General features: G+C 47.9%; 16 protein-coding genes. 8 read left to right on the top strand and 8 right to left on the bottom strand.

From position 1 onward, the window contains the following. Positions 1-23: 23 nt before the first annotated feature. From rfbD to NQ546_RS15205, 3 genes are all read right to left on the bottom strand, one after another. Positions 24-887: a dTDP-4-dehydrorhamnose reductase gene (gene rfbD / locus NQ546_RS15195; RefSeq protein ID WP_004290169.1), complete on the bottom strand. Its 864-nt coding sequence runs from the start codon at positions 885-887 to the stop codon at positions 24-26. Between the two features lie 105 nt (positions 888-992). Next, positions 993-1,538, bottom strand: coding sequence for a DUF4924 family protein (locus NQ546_RS15200; protein ID WP_004290167.1), 546 nt, complete (start codon positions 1,536-1,538; stop codon positions 993-995). A 66-nt stretch (positions 1,539-1,604) separates the two neighbouring features. Further along, positions 1,605-2,258: a LysE family translocator gene (locus tag NQ546_RS15205; RefSeq protein ID WP_004290166.1), complete on the bottom strand. Its 654-nt coding sequence runs from the start codon at positions 2,256-2,258 to the stop codon at positions 1,605-1,607. Between the two features lie 314 nt (positions 2,259-2,572). On the opposite strand from NQ546_RS15205, the gene NQ546_RS15210 reads away from it, so the two are divergent. The 5 genes from NQ546_RS15210 to NQ546_RS15230 all read left to right on the top strand — a co-directional run bounded on the left by NQ546_RS15210 (position 2,573) and on the right by NQ546_RS15230 (position 13,382). Then, on the top strand, positions 2,573-3,805 hold the full coding sequence (locus NQ546_RS15210) for an LruC domain-containing protein (protein WP_239463472.1): 1,233 nt from the start codon (positions 2,573-2,575) through the stop codon (positions 3,803-3,805). Positions 3,806-4,004: 199 nt separating this feature from the next. Beyond that, positions 4,005-7,715 (top strand): phosphoribosylformylglycinamidine synthase, encoded by a 3,711-nt coding sequence (purL, locus tag NQ546_RS15215; protein ID WP_004290160.1) that lies wholly within the window; start codon positions 4,005-4,007, stop codon positions 7,713-7,715. 360 nt (positions 7,716-8,075) lie between these two features. Further along, a complete protein-coding gene (locus NQ546_RS15220) occupies positions 8,076-12,155 on the top strand; it encodes a hybrid sensor histidine kinase/response regulator transcription factor (RefSeq protein WP_004290158.1) in 4,080 nt (1,359 codons plus the stop codon). A gap of 18 nt (positions 12,156-12,173) precedes the next feature. Next, entirely contained in the window at positions 12,174-12,725 is a 552-nt protein-coding gene (locus tag NQ546_RS15225) for a chromate transporter (RefSeq protein WP_004290156.1), read from the top strand. A gap of 87 nt (positions 12,726-12,812) precedes the next feature. After that, positions 12,813-13,382: a chromate transporter gene (locus NQ546_RS15230; protein WP_004290155.1), complete on the top strand. Its 570-nt coding sequence runs from the start codon at positions 12,813-12,815 to the stop codon at positions 13,380-13,382. A 120-nt stretch (positions 13,383-13,502) separates the two neighbouring features. On the opposite strand, the gene NQ546_RS15235 is transcribed toward NQ546_RS15230, so the two are convergent. Further along, positions 13,503-15,014: a glycoside hydrolase family 10 protein gene (locus NQ546_RS15235; protein WP_004290154.1), complete on the bottom strand. Its 1,512-nt coding sequence runs from the start codon at positions 15,012-15,014 to the stop codon at positions 13,503-13,505. 71 nt (positions 15,015-15,085) lie between these two features. On the opposite strand from NQ546_RS15235, the gene uvrA reads away from it, so the two are divergent. Continuing rightward, entirely contained in the window at positions 15,086-17,857 is a 2,772-nt protein-coding gene (gene uvrA / locus NQ546_RS15240; RefSeq protein ID WP_004290153.1) for an excinuclease ABC subunit UvrA, read from the top strand. 163 nt (positions 17,858-18,020) lie between these two features. Here uvrA and NQ546_RS15245 read toward each other — a convergent pair whose 3' ends face one another. From NQ546_RS15245 to NQ546_RS15255, 3 genes are read right to left on the bottom strand one after another with little or no spacing between them, the layout of a single operon-like run. Then, the gene (locus tag NQ546_RS15245) at positions 18,021-18,500 is read right to left on the bottom strand and encodes a porin family protein (RefSeq protein WP_004290152.1); all 480 of its coding nucleotides are present in this window, start codon (positions 18,498-18,500) and stop codon (positions 18,021-18,023) included. A 25-nt stretch (positions 18,501-18,525) separates the two neighbouring features. Then, complete coding sequence (locus NQ546_RS15250; protein WP_004290151.1) at positions 18,526-18,750, bottom strand: hypothetical protein; 225 nt, start codon at positions 18,748-18,750, stop codon at positions 18,526-18,528. Between the two features lie 3 nt (positions 18,751-18,753). After that, positions 18,754-20,175: a carbon starvation CstA family protein gene (locus NQ546_RS15255; RefSeq protein ID WP_004290150.1), complete on the bottom strand. Its 1,422-nt coding sequence runs from the start codon at positions 20,173-20,175 to the stop codon at positions 18,754-18,756. 175 nt (positions 20,176-20,350) lie between these two features. Here NQ546_RS15255 and NQ546_RS15260 point away from each other — a divergent pair, with 175 nt between their 5' ends. Then, on the top strand, positions 20,351-21,826 hold the full coding sequence (locus tag NQ546_RS15260; RefSeq protein ID WP_081446770.1) for a glycoside hydrolase family 10 protein: 1,476 nt from the start codon (positions 20,351-20,353) through the stop codon (positions 21,824-21,826). A 9-nt stretch (positions 21,827-21,835) separates the two neighbouring features. Here NQ546_RS15260 and NQ546_RS15265 read toward each other — a convergent pair whose 3' ends face one another. Continuing rightward, the gene (locus NQ546_RS15265) at positions 21,836-23,014 is read right to left on the bottom strand and encodes a hypothetical protein (protein WP_004290148.1); all 1,179 of its coding nucleotides are present in this window, start codon (positions 23,012-23,014) and stop codon (positions 21,836-21,838) included. A 161-nt stretch (positions 23,015-23,175) separates the two neighbouring features. Between NQ546_RS15265 and NQ546_RS15270 the strand changes: the two genes are divergently transcribed. Next, positions 23,176-24,354 (top strand): ATP-binding protein, encoded by a 1,179-nt coding sequence (locus NQ546_RS15270; RefSeq protein WP_004292462.1) that lies wholly within the window; start codon positions 23,176-23,178, stop codon positions 24,352-24,354. Positions 24,355-24,360 lie beyond the last annotated feature (6 nt).

Consider the following 24,360-nt stretch of genomic DNA (forward strand, 5'->3'; position numbering starts at 1 on the left):
AGGTATAATATTCAAAAAAAACATCAGTCTGCCTGCTGTGCCAGCTTATCGATGCAGACCTGCAGACTCTCCTCCCAATGAGGAATCTCAATGCCGAAAGTCTTTTTAATCTTCGTCTTATCCAATACGGAATATTGGGGACGCGGAGCCTTAGCCGGATATTCATCCGTATGCAGCGGACTGACTTTGCATGAGGTGATACCCGCCATGCGATGAATAGCCACCGTAAAATCATACCAGGAACAGACACCTTCGTCACTGAAATGATATACACCGGGAACAATGCCCTGATTGATGGCCGCAAAGATGGCGCGGGCCAAATCGTTGGCATAGGTCGGCGTGCCGATCTGGTCGAAAACAACTCCCAGTTTCTCACGCTCATTGCCCAAGCGGATCATTGTCTTTACAAAATTATTGCCGTAAATGGAATATAGCCATGCAGTGCGGATAATCATGGCACGACTGCATTTCTCCCCGACCGCTTGCTCGCCTGCCAGCTTTGTGGAACCATAGACGGAGTTGGGACAAGGAGCAATGTCTTCCGTATAAGGAATATGCCCGGTTCCATCGAAAACATAGTCCGTAGACACCTGTATCATGGCAGCGCCACAGGCTTCAGCCGCTGCAGCCAGATAGCCGGGAGCTATATGGTTCAGCTTGTCGCAGAGCTCCGGATTATCCTCCGCCTTGTCTACCGCCGTATAGGCTGCACAGTTCACAATGACATCCACCCGGTTGCCGGACACAAATGCGCGTATGGCCTGTTCGTCACATATATCCAGTTCCTGAACATCCGTAAAAAAGTAGGTGTGCTGCCCATTCTCAGCGGAAAGCGCCCGCATCTCATTACCAAGTTGTCCGTTGGCACCGGTTACTAATATATTCATCTCGATAATTACTATTTATTCCCTACGGTCATGGTACATCTTCCATCCTTAACACATAGGTACGTTGACATATTTCAATTTACTATTTATCACTCAAACATCCCGTCAGTCATCCCCCAGCTTCAACTCGCCTTTCTTGTCCTTGTCGTAGTAGTTGGCAAGCAACGAAAGGAAACTGCTGATAGACTCCACCGCCTTAGCAGTGCCCTGACTGATCTCCTTCTTCTGCAGGCGCAGCAACAATACCCCGTAAAGCGCCTCGAAGCACGTCTCCAGCTCCGACTCTTCTTTCGGCCCGCTCTTCTGTCGCAACTCTACGATAAAAGGCAGCGCTTTGAAGTATGCTGCATTATAAAAGGGGTATTTCGTGGAAGCCAGCAGCTCGGCATGCAAATCCGTAAGGTTACGAATAACGTTGCGGTTAATCTGCAGATGTCCTTTCTCCACCACTCCTTCTGCACGCATCATATCGGCAAGGTTCCCGTACCACTCTTCCAGGGCGGCATGCTCTTCCGCCGGATAGCGGGAGATGATATTATTGCGGATAAAATCAATATCGCACTTGTTGGCACGAATCAAATCTTCCACTTGCCACATATATATAAGGTATTCGGCAATGTTCTTCTCTTTCAGTTGTTGCGAAATCTTCACGATAAGATGTATGATTTTAGATTTATGATTTATTATCCGTTTATCCGTCGGGAGAGTAATTGCCTGCTAATACAACGACTCGCCCATCAGCGTAAACACCAGTCCAAATGCAGATACCAGCATGACAATGCCGCCAATAATGCGATTCAGCATCCAGATTCCGCGTAAGTTGAACTGCGTACGAACCTTGTTTACGAAGAAAGTTATGCCAAACCACCAGGTCAATGCCCCCAATGCGATAGCAAGATATCCCGTAACAGCCTCAAAAACCAATACGCCCTCACTTACAAAAGCAAAGCGTGCAAACAGACCCACGAAAAGAAAGATAATAAGCGGATTGGAAAGGGTGACAGCAAACGCTGTGATAAAATTATGGAAATAAGAACCTTTGCTGGTGGATACCGGGCGAATGGACTGCACCGGATTGCTGCGGAACGTATAAATACCGAATATCAGCAACAGGATACTTCCAAACAATTGCAGATAGAATATATTCTTGTTGACATAATCAAAGACAAAACTCATTCCGTAACCTGTCAGCAAAGCATAGGCTATATCACTCAACGAAGCTCCTATGCCTGTCACAAAACCATACCAACGCCCTTTATTCAAAGTGCGCTGAATGCACAGCACTCCTACCGGGCCCAACGGTGCAGATACTATAACACCGATAATGAACCCTTTCCACAATATGTCAAATATGGTCTCTATCTGAATCATGCCTGCAAATATCGGACTTTTTTATGAGACAAGCGAATAGAGTTAACGTTTTTTCGTCAGAAAAGGACTTTGGAAAGCCATGTTATCTCTGCAACAACCGAAAAATAATAAAAAAACAGACCGGCACCCTCCATGACAACGCATTATACGCATAGGATAAAACTTGTATATTATAACTCCCCATATACGGCATACAACCACATAAATTGTTAAAAAGAAAATAAACAGGACAAATAATACAACTTTTCAAATACATTATTAATATTATATTCGTATCTTTGCAGCGAATGCCAACAAAACAACAACTTTGCAATATGAAAAGATATCTAAAACTCTTATTTGCAGCAAGTATTATAACACTATTCAATGCCTGCGAAACCGATGTGTACGATCCTGAAAAGATAGAAAACACCAAGGATCTTGTAGCCCCGGCGGACTTTGACTGGAAAACCACCCAAAGCCTGACTTATTCTATAACTTCAAAAGTAAATACAGTGATATCTGTCTACACAGACAAGAACTGTACCGACGAGAGCCTGTTGATTGAGAACTTTGCTTTAAAAGCCAACGAGGCAACAGAAATTCCTGTAAACATTCCAGCATATGTAACCAGCATCTTCGTGCAATATCCCACGACAGACGGACAGGACGTACTGGAAATCAAGACAAACGAAGCTGCCACACGAGGCAACAATAAATCTGTCATCTTACCGGCTGACAAAGAGATAGACAAACTCCTGTGGGACATACGCTATCACTACCCAAGCAAAACAAGCAGAGGGACATTGATGTTCGAAGACCTCTATCCGTCAAAAGGAGATTACGACTTCAATGATTTTGTCATCGGATACAATGCAGAAGTTTTCTACTCTCAAATAAGGAATGCAGATATTTTATTTAACGACGGATTCAAGATGAGCTTCCAGATACGGGCCATTGGCGGCACAACACCCTATCGTCCGGCAATCCGCCTGAAAGGATTCGCCATGAAGAACATCGAGGGAGCCAAGATAGAATTCCACACAACCAGAGAAGGCATTAGTATGGAACTCCTGAAAAAAGGTCGCGGAGCAAATGATGACGTAATCTTCGTAATAAACGGTACAGAAAGCCTGCGTAGCGGCGGATATTACAACACAGATCCTGAAAAGCCGATAGACAAGGACATGCCCGTAGTCACCTGCGAGGTTACAAAAGACAACTTCGGCTTCGGGAATTATGATATCTCCTTGCAATATGAACTACTGGCAAAAGAACTTCCCCGTTATTTCGACTTCTTCATCCAGAACCAAGACAACCTGAATGAAATCCACTTCAAGGGATTCACTCCCACCGGTTTAGGCAAACAGTCACCCGATACAGAGTTCTGTTCTGCGGAGAACTTAGTTTGGGGCATAGCCGTTCCGGAAGAAATTGCTCACCCGGCAGAAAGGAATGACATTCTCAACGTATATAAAGGTTTCAAAAAATGGGTAACAAGCGGCGGACAGAACAACAGTAACTGGTACGGTCAAAAGCCCATAGGTCCTGTTATTTCATTAAAATAACATCCCAAGCCACCTATTTCCTTTCGGAATTTAAGATACAACTTCAGCCGGACATGTCCTTTCATGTCCGGCTGAAGTTTTTTATGTACATTTCTTTCTCCTACCCAACGATTTTACTTATCTTTGCCCCTAAAATAAAAGCCCTATCATTTAGCGGCTTCAACCGTAATTTGCAAATCGTAAACTCTTAAATAAAAGTATGATCCTTTTTTTCAGAACACCATCCAAGAGCGTGATTGCCGTAGAATGTGACCACGAACTTACTCAGGCAGACAGCGACAAACTCTGCTGGCTTTTTGGAGAAGCCACCCCCGAAAGTGAAAACAACCTGAAAGGACATTTCGTAGGTCCGCGCCGCGAAATGATTACCCCTTGGAGTACCAATGCTGTGGAAATCACCCAGAATATGGGTTTGAGCGGTATCACCCGTATCGAAGAATATTTCCCCGTAAAAGATGAAAACGCAGACCGCGACCCGATGCTGCAACGTATGTATAAAGGCCTCGACCAAGACGTATTCACCACCAACCGCCAGCCGGAACCGATTATCCACATCGAGGACCTGGAGGCATACAATGAGAAAGAAGGCCTGGCACTCTCCAAAGAGGAAATGGATTACCTCAAGAAAGTAGAAAAGGACTTGGGACGTCCGTTGACCGACTCCGAAGTATTCGGCTTTGCACAAATCAATTCCGAGCACTGCCGCCACAAAATCTTCGGCGGTACATTTATCATCGACGGAGTGGAACAGGAATCTTCCCTCTTCCAAATGATTAAGAAAACCACCCAAGAGAATCCGAACAAGATTATATCGGCCTACAAAGACAACGTAGCCTTTGCCGAAGGTCCGGTTATCGAGCAGTTTGCACCGGCAGACCACTCCAAACCCGACTTCTTCCAGATAAAAGACATCAAGAGCGTTATCTCCCTGAAAGCCGAAACCCATAACTTCCCTACTACCGTAGAACCTTTCAACGGAGCTTCTACCGGTACGGGCGGCGAAATCCGCGACCGTATGGGTGGCGGTAAAGGTTCATGGCCTATTGCCGGAACTGCCGTATATATGACCTCCTATCCCCGTACGGACGAGGACCGTCCCTGGGAAGAGATTCTTCCGGTACGCCAATGGCTGTATCAGACTCCCGAACAAATCCTGATTAAAGCCTCCAACGGCGCCAGCGATTTCGGTAACAAATTCGGTCAACCGCTGATTTGCGGTTCCGTACTTACCTTTGAGCACAAAGAGAAAGATGAGGTATACGGTTACGACAAGGTTATCATGCTTGCCGGCGGTGTAGGATATGGCACACAACGCGACTGCCTGAAAGGCGCTCCCGAAGCCGGCAACAAAGTTGTCGTTATCGGTGGCGACAACTACCGCATCGGTTTGGGCGGCGGTTCCGTATCATCCGTAGATACGGGGCGTTACAGCAGCGGCATCGAGCTGAATGCCGTACAACGCGCCAATGCGGAGATGCAAAAACGCGCCTACAACGTAGTACGCGCACTTTGTGAAGAAGACACCAATCCGGTGGTCTCCATCCATGACCATGGTTCTGCCGGACACGTAAACTGCCTGTCCGAGCTGGTAGAAGAATGTGGCGGGCTGATTGACATGAGCAAACTGCCTATTGGTGACAAGACATTATCTGCCAAAGAAATCATAGCCAATGAAAGCCAGGAGCGTATGGGCCTACTGATTCAGGAAGAAGCTATCGAGCACGTACGCAAGGTGGCCGAACGCGAACGGGCTCCGATGTACGTAGTCGGTGAAACTACCGGCGACCACCGCTTCGCTTTCCAGCAAGCCGACGGTGTACGTCCGTTCGATCTTGCCGTAGAACAGATGTTCGGTTCTTCTCCTAAAACTTACATGGTGGACAAGACCGTAGAACGCCATTATGAAATGCCGAAATACGAACTGTCGCAACTGCATGAATATCTCACCAATGTGCTCCAACTGGAAGCCGTAGCCTGCAAAGACTGGTTGACAAACAAGGTAGACCGTTCCGTAACAGGCAAGATCGCCCGCCAGCAATGTCAGGGTGAACTCCAGTTACCGTTGAGCGATTGTGGCGTCGTTGCATTGGACTATCGCGGCGAAAAAGGTATTGCAACTTCTTTGGGACATGCCCCTCAGGCGGCACTTGCCGACCCGGCAGCCGGTTCTATCCTCTCCGTCAGCGAAGCACTGACCAACTTGGTATGGGCTCCGCTTGCAGAAGGCTTGGACAGTGTATCTCTGTCCGCCAACTGGATGTGGCCTTGCCGCTCGCAGGAAGGTGAAGACGCACGTCTCTATAAGGCAGTCAAAGCATTGAGCGACTTCTGCTGCGCACTGCAAATCAATGTTCCCACCGGTAAGGACTCTCTGTCTATGACCCAGAAATATCCCGACGGAAGCAAAGTCATTGCTCCGGGTACGGTCATCGTATCTGCCGGCGGTGAAGTTTCCGACGTGAAGAAAGTGGTATCTCCCGTACTTGTGAACGATGCAAAGACCACCCTTTACCACATAGACTTCAGCTTCGACAAGCTGAAACTGGGCGGTTCCGCCTTTGCACAATCGCTGGGTAAAGTAGGCGATGAAGTGCCTTGCGTACAAGACGCCGAATACTTCCGCGATGCTTTCCTCGCCGTACAGGAGTTGATCAACAAAGGACTGATCCTTGCCGGACATGACATTTCAGCCGGCGGTCTCATCACTACGCTGCTCGAAATGTGCTTCGCCAACGTAGAGGGCGGTATGGAAATCAACCTCGACAAGATGAAGGAACAAGACCTCATCAAGATATTATTCGCTGAAAATCCGGGTATCGTTATCCAAATCAGCAATAAGCACAAGGAAGAAGTCAAGAAGATTTTGGAAGACGCCGGCGTAGGTTACATCAAGATAGGTACACCGACCGACGAACGCCATATCCTCGTAAGCAAAGACGATGCCACTTACCAGTTCGGCGTAGATTATATGCGCGATGTCTGGTATTCGTCCTCTTACCTGCTCGACCGCAAGCAATCCATGAACGGATGTGCCAAGAAACGTTTTGAGAACTACAAGATGCAACCATTGGATTTGGTATTCCGCCCTGAGTTCAAAGGTAAACTGTCACAATACAACCTTGACCCGAACCGTCGTACTCCGACCGGTATTCGTGCAGCCATCATACGCGAAAAAGGAACTAACGGTGAACGCGAAATGGCATATTCACTTTACCTTGCCGGCTTCGACGTGAAAGACGTCACCATGACCGACCTTATCAGCGGACGCGAAACATTGGAAGATGTGAACATGGTGGTTTATTGCGGTGGTTTCTCCAATTCCGACGTGCTGGGTTCCGCCAAGGGCTGGGCCGGCGCTTTCCTCTTCAACCCGAAAGCCAAAGAAGCACTCGACAAGTTCTATGCACGCGAAGATACACTGTCTCTCGGTGTATGCAACGGTTGCCAGCTCATGATGGAATTAGGCCTTATCACTCCCGACCACGAGAAGAAAGGAAAGATGCTGCATAACGACTCCCACAAATTCGAATCAACTTTTATCGGCCTGACCATTCCTACCAACCGCAGCGTTATGTTCGGCTCTCTGAGCGGCAGCAAGCTCGGTATCTGGGTAGCACATGGAGAAGGTAAGTTCTCCTTGCCTTACGATGAAGACCGGTACAACGTAGTTGCCAAATATACATACGATGAGTATCCGGGCAATCCGAACGGTTCAGACTATTCCGTTGCAGCACTGGCCAGCGCCGACGGACGTCATCTGGCAATCATGCCTCACTTGGAACGTTCCATTTTCCCTTGGCAAAACGGCTACTATCCTGAAAATCGCATCCACAACGATGAGGTTACGCCATGGATAGAAGCGTTTGTCAACGCACGCAAGTGGGTAGAGGAAAAGACAAACAAGCGATAAAGCGTAAGTATATAATGTAAAATATGGTAATGCGCCAAAGTTTATGCACCGGCAATAACTTTGGCGCATTCCATTTCTTCCCCTCCGCCTCCCTTTCTCCGGCCATTCTATTTTCCTTTTTTATCCGTATGTTACGATAAGCCTTTACCATAACACTTGAGGTTAGCACTGAAAGGAAAAAGAATTTATATAAAAAAGGCTAATGGATAGAAAAGAATTGCTATCTTTGCCATACTCTATAAAAAGAGTGTAGGTGCGAATCACAAAGAATATTATTGCTTGATATGCAAAACAATTTTATTACTTTTGTGTTAATATTAAGTCCCCCCAAACGTTTATCAAACTCCAAAACTGGCTAATATGAAAAAGCATTTCTTTTTCTTTATTCTCCTGCTATTCCCTCTTTTGGCCGCAGCCCAAACATATAAGTATATCGGCGTGGAAGATGGTTTGAGCAACAGACGGGTGTACGCAATTCAAAAGGGACCTAAGGGCTACATGTGGTTCCTCACGCACGATGGTATCGACCGTTACAACGGGAAAGAGTTCAAGCATTACAAACTCATGGACGGAGAGGAAGAAGTAAACTCCATGATGAGCCTCAGCTGGCTATATACGGATGCCAAAGGAAGATTATGGGAAATCGGCAAACAAGGACGTGTTTTCTGCTACGAAAGCAAACATGACCGTTTCCAACTGGTATACAAACTCCCCAAAAGCGAGACAAAAGATTTGCATACTCCTGTGAGCTACGGGTTCATAGACGATAACTACATAGTATGGCTTTGCAACCAAAAGAACATCTACCTGTACGACAGCGAAACAGAAAGATGCACTACCATTAAAAATGAAATCAATGAGAGCATAACGGATATTGAACAGATTGATGCCAACCATTATTTCATCGGCACAGATGTCGGCATACATTATGCCGAACTGAAAGACAAGAAACTTATGCTCAGTCCCTGCAACAAGCTGGACACCCTGAAATTACAAGTAAACGAACTTTTCTATCACAAGGGAAGCCGCAAAGTCTTTATCGGAACTTTTCAAAGAGGCATGTATGTATATGACCTCAAGCTCCACAAAGCATCCCTCGTAAAATCCGGTTTGGCGGACATCAGCATAAACCGTATCATTGCTTTCGGAGACAAAGAAATACTTATAGCCACAGACGGTGCCGGTATCCACAAAATGAATGTGGAGACTTACTCTACCGAACCCTATATCGTCGCTGACTTCAACCGATACAACGCCATGAACGGCAACACCATCTACGACATATACATCGACGAGGAGCAGCGCATTTGGATGGCAAACTACCCCATAGGCATTACTGTGCGTAACAACCGGTATAACGATTATAAATGGATAAAACATTCGATAGGCAATAAACAGTCCCTCATCAACGATCAGGTAAATGCGATCATAGAAGACGGGGAAGGCGACTTATGGTTTGCAACCAACAACGGAATCAGCCTATATGAGCATCGCACCAAGCAGTGGCACTCATTCCTTAGTGTATTCAATACTGACCACAAGAATCAAAGCCATACATTTATTTCTTTATGTGAAATCAGTCCCGGCATCATCTGGGCAGGCGGATACAGTTCCGGTATTTATCAGATAAACAAGAAACAATATTCTGTCGATTTTTTTACTCCCGCATCATTCGGCGGAAAAGAGATTCGTCCGGATAAGTACATCCGTTCCATTACTAAAGACAGCGAAAGTCATATCTGGTCCGGCGGGTATTATAACCTTAAAAAGATAGACTTTAAAAATAAAAAGGTCACCTCCATACCCGGACTGGATGCCATAACGGAGATAAAAGAGAGGAATAAGGACTATATGTGGATAGGTACAGCCAACGGGCTATACTTATTGGAAAAAGCAACCGACAAGTATCAATACATTCCGATGCCGGTAGAGTCCTCCTATATATACTCATTATACCAAGCCCCAAACGGGTTGCTGTATATCGGAACGAACAACTCCGGCCTGCTTATCTATGACCCCGTCAAGAAAGATTTCCAACATTATCATAAAGATAACTGCGCACTCATCTCCAATAATATCTACATGATTCTTTCCGATGGAAAGAATGACATATTGCTGAGCACCGAGTATGGCTTGAGCAGTTTCTATCCTCAAACAAAGATATTCCACAATTGGACAAAAGAACAAGGGCTGCAATCCGACCATTTCAATGCCAACTCAGGAACGCTCCGCAAGAATGGGAATGCCATATTCGGCAGCACCGACGGCGCCATAGAATTCCCTAAAAAAATGGTATTACCGCGCGAATATAAATCACGCATGATATTCAGCGATCTGCGTGTGTTTTATCAGACGGTATATCCGAAGGATGAGGGCTCTCCCCTTATTATGGACATCGACGAGACCAGCAGTTTACAGTTGAAGTACAATCAAAATATATTCTCTCTTCAGGTGTCTTCTATCAACTACGATTACCCTTCCCTCATACTATATTCGTGGAAGCTGGAAGGATTCTATGACGGCTGGAGCCGTCCGGGAGAAGAGAATATCATCCGTTTCACTAATTTGAGTCCCGGCCACTACACATTACGCGTTCGTGCCATATCCAACGAAGATCAGCGTATTGTGCTGGAAGAGCGCAGCATGGACATCATTATCGAGCAGCCTGTCTGGCTAAGTATATGGGCTCTGCTACTGTACACATTCATCCTGATTGCTATCGCAAGCACAACATTGCGCATTATCGTGTTACGCAAGCAAAGAAAAATATCCGATGAAAAGATTCGTTTCTTTGTCAATACGGCACATGACATCCGCACTCCGTTAACGCTTATCAAAGCTCCGCTGGAGGAACTCTCCGAACGCGAAACGCTGACCAAAGACGGGGTTGACAATCTCAGTACGGCGCTTCGTAATGTGAATGCTTTGCTACGTCTCACAACCAATCTAATCAATTTTGAACGTGCAGACACTTATTCAAACAATTTCTACGTATCCGAATACGAGCTGGAGACTTACATGACCGACATCGTCAACGCCTTCCGCGCGTATGCATCCGTAAAACATATCAACCTGACTTATGAAAGCAACTTCCGCTATCTGAACGTCTGGCTGGATAAGGATAAGATGGATTCCATCCTGAAAAACATCATATCCAATGCATTGAAGTATACGCCCGAAGGCGGAAAAGTGCATGTCTATGTATACGAGACAGAAGACACCTGGAACGTAGAAGTCAGCGATACGGGCATCGGTATTCCACTAAATGAACAAAAGAAGCTGTTCAAGATGCACTTCCGCGGCAGCAATGCCATCAATTCCAAAGTAACCGGCAGCGGAATAGGCCTGTTGTTGGTATGGAAACTCGTGCACATACACAAAGGGAAGCTCAGTTTTACCAGTACGGAAGGCAAGGGCTCCTGCATCAAAGTCTCTTTCCCCAAAGGCGAGAAGCGCTACCGCAAAGCCATGCACCGCCCTATTCCCCTAACGGAAAAAGAGCAGGAACGGAAAAAGTTAAATGACCTGGAGCCAATAACCCCTGCAAAGGAGAGTACGCCGGATCTTCCCGTTGCAACGGCAGTTACTTCCGTAGAGGGTTACGAAGATGCCCAGCTGAAAACTCAGGACGCCGATAACCGTTCAAAGATATTGGTGGTAGAGGACAACGACGAGTTAAGAGAATATCTGCGCCGCACTCTGGCAGAGAACTACCATGTGCAGGTATGTTCCAACGGTAAGTCGGCGCTCTATATTATAAAAGAATATTTCCCCGACCTGATTATATCGGATATTATGATGCCCGAAATGCGGGGCGACGAGCTATGTCAGGTCGTAAAAAACGATATTGCCACTTCCCACATTCCCATTATCCTGCTAACCGCCCTCAATACGGATAAAAACATCATCGACGGGCTGCAAACCGGAGCAGACGAGTACATCGTGAAACCGTTTAACATCGGAATTCTGCGTGCCACCATTGCCAATCTGTTAGCCAACCGCGCTTTGTTGCGCCACAGATATGCCGATCTGGAGTTGAATGATGACACCCACAATACGGAATGTCTCAACTGCGCTACGGATCTGGACTGGAAATTCATAGCCAGCATCAAAAAGAATGTGGAAGAAAACATGGACAATCCGACCTTCAACATTGACCTGCTTTGCACCTTGCTCAACATGAGCCGTACCAGCTTCTACAACAAGCTAAAGGCGCTGACCGACCAGGCTCCGGGAGATTATGTCCGCCTGATCCGCCTGAAACACGCCATGAAGCTGCTGAAAGAACAGAAGCACACAATCACTGAAATTGCAGAAATGACCGGATTCAGCGATGCCAAGTACTTCCGCGAAGTCTTTAAGAAACATTTCAATGTAAGTCCGAGCCAATATGCAAAAGAAGACGGCAATATTGGCGAAACGAAACAACAGACCGAATGATAGCATTACCTATATGATATGACGAACATATATATTGAAGCATTTACCATTTTCTTTAAAATCGGAGCATTCACCATCGGCGGCGGTTACGCCATGGTTCCCTTAATCGAAAACGAAATCGTTACGAAGCGCGGATGGATAGCCAAAGAAGATTTTATAGACCTGCTTGCCATATCCCAGTCGGCGCCGGGTATCCTCGCGGTCAACATATCCATCTTCATCGGCTATCGCCTGAGAGGAATACGAGGAAGCATCATCACAGCTTTGGGAACGGTACTTCCGTCTTTCCTCATCATCCTTGCCATAGCTTTATTTTTCCATAATTTCAAAGACAATATCTACGTAGAACGCATCTTCAAGGGGATTCGCCCGGCCGTTGTGGCACTGATAGCCGCCCCGACCTTCAGCATGGCGAAGTCCGCCAAAATCAACCGCCACACAATTTGGATTCCGGTTGTCTCGGCACTGCTCATTTGGTTATTGGGCTTCTCCCCTATTTGGATTATCATAGCTGCCGGCATAGGCGGATACCTGTTCGGAAAGCTACGTTCTCCGAAAGTTAAAAGTTAGAGAGGACGGTAGCACGCTGATAACTGATAACTGATAACCGATAACTGATAACTGATAACTAACCCCTAACCACTTAATCATTGCATTATGCTTTTTCTTCAACTATTCTATACATTCTTTAAAATCGGCCTTTTCGGTTTTGGCGGCGGATACGCCATGCTGTCCATGATACAGGGTGAAGTAGTGACCCGGTACGGCTGGTTGACATCACAGGAATTCACAGATATCGTAGCCATCAGCCAGATGACACCCGGTCCCATCGGTATCAATTCCGCAACTTATGTAGGGTACACCACGATAGCGGCGCATTATGGCACAAGCATGGGAGTGTTGGGATCGTGCATTGCTACTTTCGCCGTAGTGCTTCCCTCGTTCATCCTGATGCTCACTATCAGCAAATTCTTTCTGAAATACCAAAAGCATCCGGCGGTGGAAGCCGTATTCAGCGGACTTCGCCCTGCCGTAGTGGGATTGTTGGCATCGGCGGCACTGGTCTTGATGAATGCGGAGAACTTCAGTTCGCCCGATGAAGACATGTACTCTTTCATAATCAGTAGCATCATCTTCCTTATAGCTTTCATCGGAACAAGAAAGTACAAGGCCAACCCCATATTAATGATTATAGCGTGTGGAATAGCCGGGCTGCTACTCTATTAGTGCCGCTCCAAGGCCAAGCCGTAAGGGAGGCAGACAGATCATCCCCGGAGGCAAATAAAATATGCCCGGAAGAAACGTATATATCTTCCGGGCATATTTTGCATAAAGCTGCCGCAGCTCCTACAACTTCACTTTCTTTGCCACCGACTTGGATTCGTTATGCAAGCGGTCGAGCGCCGTAACGACATAGCGGTATTTCGTCTTGCCGTCCTCATAAGGCAACTTATAGAAAGTGTTGCGTGTGATAGCCACAATGTGTGAAGGATCGTCAATGTCCACCTTCTCTTTTGAGCCGAAGCGATAGACAACATACTGTACAGGACGGTTCATCTCATCCTTAAACTTCGGTGCTGTCCAGAAAAGGATGTAGCCGTCGGCAGTCCATACCGGCTTCACTTTGCGCACTTTGTCCGGCGCGTCATTGTCCATAAAGTCGAATACGGGAGGCAGAGCCGGATATTTATGATACTCGGCCACCAGCGCGTCCCGGTATTTTCCTACGTTCTCCACTACGGCACTGGCAGGCCATTGGCAACTGCCGCCAATCGTCTGGTAGGCCCGTTGCAGAGCCATCTTACGGGGAAGCTGGTTGATGGAAGGGTTCTTCGGGTCAGAGTTCTGCACCGTATTCACCACAGACTGGCCTATGAATAACGGACGGTTCTCCGTATGCCTTGCCCACCATTTCACCAATGTTTCATAGTCGGCAGCCGGATGTCCTATCTGCCAGTATATCTGCGGAATGTTATAGTCCACCCAGCCCTTGCGTGCCCACAAAAGCACATCGGCATACAAATCATCATAATTCTGCAAGCCATTCGTATCGCTGCCCAGCGGGTCGCTTTTCTGATTGCGATAGATGCCGAAAGGACTTACTCCGAACTTCACCCAAGGCTTCAGCCCGCGAACCGTCTCGTGTATCTTCTGAATGAGGATATTCACATTGCTGCGGCGCCAGTCCGCCTTATTGCTGAAACCGCCGCCATAGCGTGCAAAGCTCGCATCATCCGGAAAGTCCTTCCCTTTAATGGGGTAAGGATAGAAGTAATCATCCATGTGAATGGCATCCACATCATAACGCGAAACAATATCGGTGACCACCTTACAGATATGGCTGCGGCTTTCGGGCAATGCCGGGTCAAAATACAACTGATCGCCGTACGTCACAAACCACTCCGGATGCGAGTTATAAATATGGATAGGCGAAAGTTCATTTTTCAACGAAGTCTTTACGCGGTAAGGGTTAATCCAAGCATGAAACTCCATGCCGCGCTTGTGACATTCCTCAATCATGAACTGCATCGGATCCCAGTAAGGCTCCGGCACCTTCCCCTGCACGCCCGTCAGGAAGCGGCTCCATGGCTCATATTGCGAAGCATACAATGCATCCGCCTCAGGACGCACCTGAAAAATAATGGCATTGATGCCTGCGCCTTGCAAGCTGTTCAACTGGTTTATCAAAGTCTGCTTCAGCTTATCAGTGGGCATGCCACGAAACTGTCCGTTCACAGCCTGTATCCATGCGGCGCGGAATTCACGTTTGGGATGATTGGCAGCAGGTGTTTGCTGTGCCTGTATGGTCAGTACCTGAACGCACAGCAATAATAGCAAGAGGAGATTTCTAAATTTCATTTTGTTCTTTTTAAATATTGCATGGCAAAGATAATGATTATCTTTGTACCCCAATTCATTTTCAATAGTCTATGACAAAAAATACATCTATCATCATAAAAGGAGCCCGTGTCAATAACCTGAAGAACATTGACGTAGAGATACCCCGCAACAGGCTGGTCGTCATCACCGGACTATCCGGCTCCGGAAAATCCTCACTTGCATTCGATACGCTTTATGCCGAAGGGCAACGCCGGTACGTGGAGAGCCTCAGCAGTTACGCCCGTCAGTTTTTGGGACGCATGAGCAAGCCCGAATGTGATTTCATCAAAGGCATCCCCCCTGCTATTGCCATCGAACAGAAGGTAAGCAGCCGCAACCCGCGCTCCACAGTGGGAACCTCCACCGAAATTTACGAATACCTGCGTTTGCTCTATGCCCGGGTGGGACGGACATTCAGCCCGGTCAGCGGTCAGGAGGTAAAGAAGCACTCCACCGAAGACATTGTGAACTGCATGCTCCAGCAGCCCGAAGGAACACGCTACACCGTACTCGCTCCGATATTGCTCCGCGAGGGACGCACCTTGCAGCAGCAACTGGAGATAGATATGAAACAGGGATTCAACCGGCTGGAAGTAAACGGAGAAATGGTGCGCATTGACGAATACCAGCCCAAAGACGGCGACACCCTGTTTCTTTTGGTAGACCGCATGACTGCTTCCAGTGAAAAAGATGCCGTCAGCCGCCTTACCGATTCCGCCGAAACCGCCATGTACGAAGGCGACGGGGCCTGCCTGCTACGCTTCTACCAGCCGGACGGCAGCACCAGCCTGTACCGTTTCAGCACCAAATTCGAGGCGGACGGCATAACGTTTGAAGAGCCCAACGACCAGATGTTCTCCTTCAACTCCCCTATCGGAGCCTGTCCGGAGTGTGAGGGTTTCGGACGTGTCGTCGGCATTGACGAGCATCTGGTCATCCCCAACCGTTCCCTCTCCGTCTACGAAGGTGCGGTGGTGTGCTGGCGAGGCGAGAAGATGGGCGAGTGGAAAGACATGGTGATACGCGGTGCGGAAAAAGCCGGCTTCCCCATTTTCACCCCTTACTACCAACTGACGGACGAACAGCGCCGGATGCTGTGGGAAGGGACCCGTTACTTCGAGGGCATCAACGCCTTCTTCAAGATGGTGCAGGAGAATCAATACAAGATACAATATCGCGTAATGCTGGCACGCTATCGCGGCAAAACGCTTTGCCCCAAATGTCATGGCACAAGGCTGAAACCCGAAGCCGGCTATGTCCGGGTAGGCGGACGCAGCATCTCCGAATTGGTGGACCTGCCCATCACCGAACTAAAAACCTTTTTCGATAACCTGAAACTGGACAAGCACGACACCGACGTGGCACGCCGCATCCTCATAGAAATCAACAACCGCATCCGCTTCCTGCTGGATGTAGGTTTGGGATATCTCACGCTGAACCGTCTCAGCAATTCGCTTTCCGGCGGCGAGAGCCAGCGCATCAATCTGGCAACTTCGCTCGGAAGCAGCCTTGTGGGCAGTCTCTACATATTGGACGAGCCGAGCATCGGACTTCACAGCCGCGACACAGACAAGCTGATACATGTCCTGCGCCAACTGCAACAACTGGGCAATACGGTAGTGGTAGTGGAACACGATGAAGAAATTATCCGGGCTGCCGACTATATCATCGACATCGGTCCCAAAGCCGGACGCCTGGGAGGAGAAGTTGTGTATCAAGGGGACATGAAAGACCTGCAAAAGAACAGCAACAGCTACACAGTGCGTTATCTTTTGGGTGAGGAAACCATTCCCGTACCCGAAAGCCGCCGTCCCTGGAACCAGTATATTGAAATCACAGGCGCACGCGAGAACAACCTGAAAGGCGTGGACGTACGTATCCCGCTTAATGTAATGACGGTAGTCACCGGCGTGTCGGGTTCGGGCAAGAGTACGCTGGTACGCGACATCTTCTTCCGCGCCCTCAAACGCGAGTTGGACGAATGCAGCGAACGTCCCGGAGAGTTTGCCACCATCGGCGGAGATTTGCAGAACCTGCGCAATGTTGAGTTCGTAGACCAAAACCCTATCGGCAAATCTTCGCGTTCCAATCCCGTAACCTATATCAAGGCTTACGATGAGATTCGTAAGTTATGGTCGGAACAACCCCTTGCCAAGCAAATGGGCTACACCGCCGGGCACTTCAGCTTCAACAGTGAAGGCGGCCGTTGCGAGGAATGTAAGGGAGAAGGCACTATCACCGTAGAAATGCAGTTCATGGCCGACCTCGTACTGGAGTGCGAATCCTGTCATGGCAAACGTTTCAAGACCGATACCTTGGAAGTGAAGTTCCACGATGTCAACATCTATGATGTGCTGGAAATGACCGTTAACCAAGCCATTGAGTTCTTCACCCAATATGGGCAAAAGAAAATAGTGAAACGACTGCAACCTCTGCAAGATGTCGGATTGGGATACATCAAGCTCGGCCAGTCGTCGTCCACCCTGTCCGGAGGCGAGAACCAGCGCGTAAAATTAGCCTACTATCTTAGCATGGAGAAAGCAGACCCTACACTTTTCATCTTTGACGAACCGACCACCGGACTGCACTTTCACGACATCCGCAAATTGCTGGAAGCCTTCGATGCTTTGATACGCCGGGGACACTCCATCGTCATTATCGAGCACAACATGGACGTGGTGAAATGTGCCGACCATGTTATCGACCTCGGCCCTGAGGGCGGAGACAAAGGCGGATATATCGTAGCAACCGGCACGCCGGAAGAGGTAGCGGCATGTGCAGCAAGCTATACCGGACAGTTCCTAAAGGAGAAACTACAATAAAACAACAGTGCAATCCCGTCAAAATCGTCTCGTGAGATAAATAAATTCATCTCGTGGGACGATTTTTTTCATCCCATGGGACAAAAAAATTCGTCTCGTAAGAAGAAATAAATCCTCTCACGAGACGAAATCAACTATCATACAAGCGTTCTTTCCTCTTCCCTTAGAAGTAGAAACCGAATCCCACTTTCAGCCCGAACTCCGAACGGTCTTTGTCTATATCCCAATAAACGGCAGGTTCAATGGTCACTGTGCGTGACAGGAAAAATGCATAACCGGCCTCCATGCCGAAGCCGAAACGGGTTTTATCTCCACCGTCCCAATCGTAACGGTTCAGGTCTACGCCGGCTCCCAAGAAAACGCCTACCTTACTGATGTAGTAACGTCCGCCCACACCCAACGTATAGACATCCGTTCCCCCGCCTTGCCATTTCGCACCGGCATCTATCAGCAGAGCTACATTATCCACCAAAAACGCACCGCCTTTGGCTTCAAGGCCGAAATGGGCTTTGTCCGTTTCTGTATTATAGGAGAAGTTGAGCCCCGTAACGGAAGGATTCACGAACCATTTCCCTTTTTCAAATTGCGCGTGGGCAGCCATAGTACCAATAAGCAGGCACACGAGTAATGCTAATCTTTTCATCTTATTTCTATTTTTGAGTGAATAATTATTTTTGTTCTGTCCTATCCTCTTCACGACGTTTCCGCTGTAACTCTTCTTTTTTACGAAGCACCAGCCACAACACAAGTACAATGACATACGAAGCAATTACGGTTATATATTTCTCCGTATTGCTGATTTCCGTATTGCGCGGCAGGAAATATGCCGCAGTAGCAGAAACATAAATAAGCAGGGCTACGGTCAGCCCCGTAGATTTCTTGAATTTCTTCATCAATTAAAGGGTTTTAGTCTGTTTGTTTTTCCATACAATGAACCACGCCAACGCAATCACAACACTTGCCATTCCCATGCCGTAGGCCACCGGATGTGACATGCCGAACCCTTCCGGTGCTATGCAGATATAAGTTGTACAGACGCAGGTCATGAAGAAAGCCGGTATCAATGTGAGGAAATATTGTTTCTTTGCACGCACCAGATACACGGTTATCGCCCACAAGGTGAAAACGGACAACGTCTGATTGGCCCATGCGAAATAACGCCATATCATGTCAAAACCGTCTTTGTCGCGCAGGCTGTACAGCAACAATCCGATAGCAGCCAAAAACATCGGCACACATATATATAAACGACTGCGAATGGACTTTTGTTCCATACCCAGAAAGTCCGCAACGATAAGCCGCGCCGAACGGAAAGCCGTATCGCCACTCGTAATGGGAGCAGCAATCACTCCCAGCACAGCCAGCACGCCACCGACGGCTCCCAGCCAGTTTTTCGTAATGGCATCCACTATGACAGCGGCATTGGTCTCTTCCATTCCGTTCTCGTGGAAAAAACAGGTAGCCGCAGCAGCCCAGATAAGCGCTACGATGCCTTCGGTAATCATAGCCCCATAGAATACGGGACGACCATGGCGTTCACTCGTCATGCAACGCGCCATTAGCGGGCTTTGTGTGGCGTGGAAGCCACTGATTGCCCCACACGCAATGCTGACAAACATGATAGGAAAGATAGGCAATGCGGAGGCGTTGGGATTGGTATTCTGCAGGCCGTCCCATACTTCCGGCAGTACCGGATGCTTCACGTAAAGCATCACCAGAATTCCTACCGCCATAAACAGCAGTGCGATAGCAAACAGCGGGTATATCTTGCCGATAATCTTATCTACCGGCAACAGCGTGGCAAGTACATAATAGATAAAGACTACTACAATCCAAAAAGTGGTGTCCAGCGTTTCCGGTGTCAGACTGGCAAGCAGCCCGGCAGGTCCTGCCACAAACACAGCACCTACCAATATCATCAGGATAACGGTGAATCCGCGCATGACCTGCTTGGTGGTCAGCCCCAAATAGCGGCCTATAATCTCCGGCAAACTCTCGCCATCGTGGCGCAGCGAAAGCATTCCCGCAAAATAATCATGCACCGCACCGGCGAAAATACTTCCCAAAACAATCCACAGATAAGATGCCGTACCGAACTTGGCTCCCATAATCGCGCCGAAGATCGGTCCCAAGCCTGCAATGTTCAGAAATTGTATCATAAAGATTTTCCACGTAGGCAGCGGAATATAGTCCACCCCGTCGGCTTTTGTGAGAGCTGGTGTCTTGCGGTCGTCCGGACCAAATACGCGTTCTATGAAACGTCCGTAAATGAAATAGCCTGCAATCAACGCCAACAGGCAAAGCGTAAATGTAATCATGGCATGCTAAATTTAATGTGGATGCTCAGTGTTAATGTATTTTATGTATGCAAATGTAACAGTTTCCAACCAAACTATGCAAACTTATCAGGTGATTTACTTATCTTCGCCGTAAAATATAACAGAAATAAAGAAGTTAATGGGAATTTATTTCACCCCAAAACAGGATACTATTATGAAGAAATTATGCTTTATACTACTATTATATGCCTTCTGCCTCCTGCCACTTGCCGCACAGCATCCTCCCAAGCATGAAGTGCGTGCCGCATGGATCACCGCCGTTTACGGATTGGACTGGCCGCGTACTCGTGCCACCACTCCCGAAAGCATCCGTAAGCAACAAGCCGAACTTGTGGAAATACTGGACAAACTGAAAGCAGCCAACTTCAATACGGTACTTTTCCAAACCCGTACTCGTGGCGACGTATTATACCAATCAGCAATCGAACCCTATAATTCCATCCTAACAGGAAAAGTCGGCGGCAATCCCGGTTACGACCCGCTTGCCTTTGCCATAGCAGAGTGCCACAAACGGGGAATGGAATGTCATGCCTGGATGGTCACCATCCCCTTGGGCAACCGCAAACACGTTGCCGCCCTCGGCAAAGAGTCGGTCACCAAACGCAAACCGGCAATCTGCGTGCCCTATAAACGTGAATACTTCCTCAACCCCGGACACCCCCAAACCAAAGAATACCTGATGAGTCTTGTCCGCGAAGTGGTGGAACGCTACGACGTAGACGGTGTGCACTTCGACTATCTGCGTTATCCCGAACATGCCCTGCGCTTCTCCGACAGTTACACTTACAGGAAATACGGCAACGGACGGGATCTTGCCCAATGGAGGCGAGACAATATCACAGAGATTGTCCGCTACCTTTACAAAGGAGTCAAGGCGCTGAAACCCTGGGTCAAAGTCAGTACCTGCCCCGTAGGCAAGTACCGCGACACATCCCGTTACCCGTCCCGCGGCTGGAATGCATTCCACACTGTCTATCAGGACGTACAAGGCTGGCTGGGCGAAGGCATACAAGACCAGATCTACCCCATGATGTATTTTCGTGGCAACGGTTTCTATCCTTTCGCCCTCGACTGGCAGGAACAAAACAACGGTCGGCAGATTATTCCCGGGCTGGGCATCTATTTCCTCGATCCCAGCGAAGGCAACTGGACAGTGGATGAAGTGGAACGACAGATAAACTTCACCCGTACACATGGCTTGGCAGGCGAAGGGCACTATCGCGCGAAGTACCTCATGGACAACACGCAAGGGCTTTATGATATCCTTGAAGAGCATTACTACACTGCTCCCGCCTTGCAACCCGCCATGCCATGGATAGACAATGTGCCGCCCAGCGTTCCCACTCGGCTCAAGGTTGAGAAACTGTCCGAAGGATATTGGAAAATCAGTTGGCAGCCCTCCACCGACAACGACAAGCAAAATGCTCCGATGTATGTCCTCTACGGCTCCAATAGCTACCCGGTAGACACAACCGATCCTAACAATATATTGGTCCAGCGCATACAGGGGACAGAATGCATATATGCTCCTATCCGTCCCTGGACCACCCGGAAATACTTTGCCGTCACCGCCATAGACCGTTGCGGCAACGAAAGTCCGGCTGCAACCACTCCCCAAGAAAGGAGATGACAGGAAGAATCATATCCGGGCATATGCCCGGTAACAACTCTTGGCTGTAACCGGAACCAATGGCAGATAGCCGGAAACAAGTCTGCCTCCTTCTATTACCAATGGATAATCCTTCATGTCCCGTTCGTGTTGCACACGCAAGGTTTCATTGTCGGGAAAATACTCTATATTAAAATATCCCATACGTCCGGGAGCCACATAGTTATCGTAAAACAACCGGGCCACCACCCCCATATTCATACGCATATTTATCTCTACACAAGGGTGAACAACATATTCACGTCCGCCCTCCTGTCTGCAAATCATCATATCAACGCCCAAATAACCAACATAGGTGCTGCCGTAGATCGCTGTCAACTCCGTACGGAGAGTCTCACGTATCAGCATCAGTTCATCAACCGGAAAGTTCTGTGTTATAATTTCTTCTATCCGGCTGTCCGATGCAAGCAGATTACCGATATAAGCCCCTCGCTCATTGGTAGAAAACAGGGAATAGCCCGCAAAAGTCACCCTTCCCTGCCCGTCAGAGTAAAATTCGACGGCAAAATCTTTCACCTTATTATATATAGGCTCTGCCGTAAGACAACCCTGCTCCTTCAAAACTCGTCCACACCAGTTGGATATGGGCTTCGTAAGCCCGTACAGACACCAGTTCAGCCCCTTTCCGCTGCCCGACCAAGGCACTTTGAGCAAACATGTGTGCATGGTGTTTACAACCCGTTCGCAATCCTCCATATTCTCTATAAGATGATGTTCACCGCAGGTATATTCCGGATAACGGCTTGTTATATGTTGCGTCACCGCCACGGCCTGAAGGCGGGAAGAAAGCAAGCGATACTCCCCAAGAAGCTGTGCAGCAGGCAACCTATCTTCACTGACGCCACCCCTCAGCAGATATTTGCGGATAGAAGGGTTCCAGCCCCAAGGCAGCACCTCTGCCTCCGCATAATCAGGTAATTCAGGCTCGGTAGCCAGTTGCACTTGCAGCGGAAACAACTCCCGCATCTGCTTCAGGAAGTCTGCATTATAGGCGGAAGGAGCCAACACTGCATTATACGGCTCTGCATACCATACCGGCAATAGCGCCAAATCCTGAGCCATACGACGCGCGGAAACCGGAGCTATGTAGTTCGTTTCGTTATTGGCAAGCGCCAAATCGGAGTCGGGATTAAAAAGATATAGTTTCATTGATTATAGTTCATCATGATTAAGAACTGCAAACTTACAGAGAAAAAGAACAGCATGCAAAATATATAAAACTTAACTACAAACAAGATATTTTGCTATCTCTACTTTGCAAATCTACAAAAAAGCTGTATATTTGTCGCCCGATAAACCGAATTTAAAGCATGGAAGCATTTTACCGAACACACGCTTATCTGGTAGAGCATACAAATGCCCCCGTTCGCCGCGACCTCATGGATGAGATTGACTGGAACGACCGTCTTATCGGTATCAAAGGTACCCGGGGTGTGGGTAAGACTACATTCCTGTTGCAATATGCCAAAGAAAAGTTCGGAACCGACCGCTCTTGCCTTTTTATCAACATGAACAATTTCTACTTCTCCGGCCACAGCATCGTGGACTTTGCCTACGAATTCCAACGTCGCGGCGGAAAAGTGCTGTTGATAGACCAAGTTTTCAAACATCCCGACTGGAGCAAGGAATTGCGTTTGTGCTACGACCGTTTTCCTAACCTGAAAATTGTCTTTACCGGTTCGTCCGTAATGCGCCTGAAAGAAGAGAATCTGGAATTGCGCGACATCGTAAAGAGCTACAACCTGCGTGGTTTCTCTTTCCGCGAGTATCTGAACCTGCAAACCGGCATGAAATTCCGTTCCTACTCACTGGAAGAAATCCTGAGCAATCACGAACAAATAGCCAAGGGCATCCTGTCAAAAGTACGCCCGTTAGATCATTTTCAGGACTATATGCATCATGGCTTCTATCCTTTTTTCCTTGAAAAACGTAACTTCTCGGAAAATCTGCTGAAGACAATGAATATGATGGTGGAAGTGGATATTCTGCTGATCAAGCAAATAGAGCTGAAATATCTGTCCAAGATAAAAAAATTGCTATACTTCCTGGCCGTAGACGGACCGAAAGCCCCGAATGTGAGCCAGCTTGCCAACGACATACAGACATCCAGGGCTACGGTTATGAACTACATCAAGTATCTGGCAGATGCACGACTTATCAACATGGTATATCCCAAGGGAGAAGAATTCCCCAAGAAACCGTCGAAGATAATGATGCACAACTCCAACCTGATGTACTCCATCTACCCCGTAAAGGTGGACGAACAAGACGTACTGGAAACTTTCTTTGCAAACACAATGTGGAAAGACCACAAAGTGAATAAAGGAGACAAAAACATTTCGTTTATGGTAGACGAAGTGATGCCTTTCAAGATTTGTCAGGAAGGTATGAGAATTAAAAATAATCCGGGAGTGACATACGCATTGCACAAGGCGGAAATAGGCCGGGGCAATCAAATACCTCTCTGGTTGTTCGGCTTTCTATATTAATTGAGA

The organism is Bacteroides eggerthii, assembly GCF_025146565.1.
GTDB lineage: Bacteria > Bacteroidota > Bacteroidia > Bacteroidales > Bacteroidaceae > Bacteroides > Bacteroides eggerthii.

What these genes read in the sequence shown, in the direction of transcription:
- rfbD (WP_004290169.1), bottom strand. Translation starts at nt 887, where the DNA reads ATGAATATATTAGTAACCGGTGCCAACGGACAACTTGGTAATGAGATG.
- NQ546_RS15205 (WP_004290166.1), bottom strand. Translation starts at nt 2,258, where the DNA reads ATGATTCAGATAGAGACCATATTTGACATATTGTGGAAAGGGTTCATT.
- NQ546_RS15210 (WP_239463472.1), top strand. Translation starts at nt 2,573, where the DNA reads ATGAAAAGATATCTAAAACTCTTATTTGCAGCAAGTATTATAACACTA.
- purL (WP_004290160.1), top strand. Translation starts at nt 4,005, where the DNA reads ATGATCCTTTTTTTCAGAACACCATCCAAGAGCGTGATTGCCGTAGAA.
- NQ546_RS15220 (WP_004290158.1), top strand. Translation starts at nt 8,076, where the DNA reads ATGAAAAAGCATTTCTTTTTCTTTATTCTCCTGCTATTCCCTCTTTTG.
- NQ546_RS15225 (WP_004290156.1), top strand. Translation starts at nt 12,174, where the DNA reads ATGACGAACATATATATTGAAGCATTTACCATTTTCTTTAAAATCGGA.
- NQ546_RS15230 (WP_004290155.1), top strand. Translation starts at nt 12,813, where the DNA reads ATGCTTTTTCTTCAACTATTCTATACATTCTTTAAAATCGGCCTTTTC.
- NQ546_RS15235 (WP_004290154.1), bottom strand. Translation starts at nt 15,014, where the DNA reads ATGAAATTTAGAAATCTCCTCTTGCTATTATTGCTGTGCGTTCAGGTA.
- uvrA (WP_004290153.1), top strand. Translation starts at nt 15,086, where the DNA reads ATGACAAAAAATACATCTATCATCATAAAAGGAGCCCGTGTCAATAAC.
- NQ546_RS15245 (WP_004290152.1), bottom strand. Translation starts at nt 18,500, where the DNA reads ATGAAAAGATTAGCATTACTCGTGTGCCTGCTTATTGGTACTATGGCT.
- NQ546_RS15250 (WP_004290151.1), bottom strand. Translation starts at nt 18,750, where the DNA reads ATGAAGAAATTCAAGAAATCTACGGGGCTGACCGTAGCCCTGCTTATT.
- NQ546_RS15255 (WP_004290150.1), bottom strand. Translation starts at nt 20,175, where the DNA reads ATGATTACATTTACGCTTTGCCTGTTGGCGTTGATTGCAGGCTATTTC.
- NQ546_RS15260 (WP_081446770.1), top strand. Translation starts at nt 20,351, where the DNA reads ATGAAGAAATTATGCTTTATACTACTATTATATGCCTTCTGCCTCCTG.
- NQ546_RS15265 (WP_004290148.1), bottom strand. Translation starts at nt 23,014, where the DNA reads ATGAAACTATATCTTTTTAATCCCGACTCCGATTTGGCGCTTGCCAAT.
- NQ546_RS15270 (WP_004292462.1), top strand. Translation starts at nt 23,176, where the DNA reads ATGGAAGCATTTTACCGAACACACGCTTATCTGGTAGAGCATACAAAT.